The sequence below is a fragment of the Aeromicrobium sp. PE09-221 genome, assembly GCF_002174305.1.
Taxonomy (GTDB): domain Bacteria; phylum Actinomycetota; class Actinomycetes; order Propionibacteriales; family Nocardioidaceae; genus Aeromicrobium.
On record NZ_MIJB01000104.1, the window covers coordinates 1 to 2,276 of the forward strand.

Below are 2,276 nucleotides of genomic sequence, written 5' to 3' on the forward strand. Positions count from 1 at the left end.
TATTCACCGTATGGACCATCTTCGGCAAGAGCTTCCTTACAGCCAGTATAATAAGGGAATATCAAACCTTCAATGGCCGGAATAATTCGGGAGTCATTGTTCTCACCGATCACCGCTGGAATGTATCCACCCGGCTGTAAGTGAGCTGTAATCGTAGCAGCTGTTCGCTTCGCTTGTTGTTCCGCTTCTATCGCCAGCTCTGTCCAACCTAACTGCGTGAATATGTTGGCTAAGCCAACATAAGACGCCCAGCATTTTCCTGCGATATATATATTGTTACGGGCTTGCCCTAAAGACACATCCAGGCTGTCGTAGGTCGTAATTTCTGCGCCACCCATCGTACGACTGCTATCAAATGACATCATGCCGTTACGCTTGGTCGGATCTGGATGATCGCGACGGACCATGCTCTGGAAGCATTGTTGCAATATGCTCGCATTGGCATGTAACCATTCGACGTCTTTCGTATATGCAACGTAAACGGTTGCGCAGCTCACCCAGTTCACCAATTGCTCGTGTGTCATATGAGAGAAGCAATCGCGAATTCCATATTTCTCATAACACGAATGCTGAGGTCGGGAAAATTGATTCATGACTCCCATATCATGTGTAAAGCTAATGCCGCCTTCATATTCCGTCCCATCATTTGACTGTAACGTATCTATATAACTGTACCTTGATGTGAACTGATCAAGCACATTTTTAACCGTCCAAGGATTCATCTCCAGTTCAAAGAACAACTGATCCACCGTTAAGTCCAGTGTATTCATCATCCGATACTCGCCTTCATTCACAATCCACAACGGCTTCCCATCGGCAATTAAGAGCTCTGTATTCCCGTAATAACTATGTATAGCGTGGGCGAGCATAAACTTTTGATCATCAGACAATGCAGATTGATCTAGCAGACGATTGTTATTGTTACATAACGTAGTCAGTCTGTCGAAGTGGGTGAGTGCGTATTCGGCGACTTCCTCAATTTTGCTAAAATAACGTGTGTAATAATAGGCGGCATCGATTCCTGTCGTCACCAGCCCACCGCGATAAAAACAAATCGCGAACCGATATGTTTTACATTGACCAGCAGGTACATCGACGAGTAATGCACCCGTTGCACCAAGCGCAAATGTCCAATTCTCTTGAAAACGTTCACTTAATATATCGTCCAAATTGAAGCCTTGTGCGGTCATTACATCTTCATCCATCGACACGATTGCTGTTGAACGCCCAACACCGATACCGCGAAGCTTGCCATCTGCATTGTGATCCCATTTTCTCATATGGCTATACGGCTCACTTGCATTTCCCTTGTAGCTAATAAACCCGCAACGAGCTTGCTTACCATTGCGGTTATCCAGCGTAAGCTCTGCAAATACAGCAGGAACTAACGCATCCATCAGTTCATGGTCTGACGCATGAGCGGGGTCTGGAATCGAATGTGCAGGAGAATAAATCGTAAACGACAACTCCTTCGTGCTCCAAGTATCCGTACTTAAATTGAATGCTCTGCTAACGTCCTGACTGGCATACGGAATAATTCGTTTCTTCTTCCGCTTCCCGTCATCTTCCTTCTCTACGTCGAATCTCCGACTTTCATCAAATCCTGCCCCGAAAAATGGTAAAGATTCATAGTAACCACCTTCGGCAGCTTCAAAGCCGATATATACTTGTTGGTCTGCTGGTTTGTCCAACTCCAGGCCAAGTCCACCCTTCGCCCCATGGTAACCCAGTGTAAATGAGGCGTAAGCGCCCATTGGTGAATGATGGGCATTATACACGATTGGATTGTTCATGAACATCGCTCCAGTTCCAATTTATGATCTGCAATGAATGACCATAGCCCTTCATCTAACTGAAAACTACCATGAATTCAATACATACACCATGCCCATACCGTACGAATAATTGCCCAAATCATGCATGGAATTTATTTAATCCTAGTAAATCTACACCTAATACCGAGGCGACCGTTAATACAATGGTCCATAACGCAAGGCTGATCGTCATCCACACCATCACTCTTTTGCGATCCAAACCAAAGGAAAGTGCTAATACAGCAGCAATGTATGTACCGACGACAGCAGGCGCTAGTAAGGAAAACCCCGGTATTCCATATTCCTACCAGATTGCTCTAGCTCGACGACTTTTCCTATTTACCACAATCGATCCATCAACGTCATCTAGTAGAGCCTCATCCATGTTTCACTCTACTACAAACACCTCCTTGAGCGACACGAGACACACAGAATAAAGAACAAACAGAACAACAAAACACA

Annotated in this window: 1 protein-coding gene; it reads right to left on the reverse strand. The window is 45.0% G+C overall.

Features of this window, described 5'->3' with window-relative positions; translation table 11 throughout:
* Nucleotides 1–1,793, reverse strand: a 1,793-nt coding sequence (locus BHE97_RS19590; protein WP_140400288.1) for a glycoside hydrolase family 52 protein, incomplete at its 3' end; no start/stop codon positions are given.
* Nucleotides 1,794–2,276: the final 483 nt, after the last annotated feature.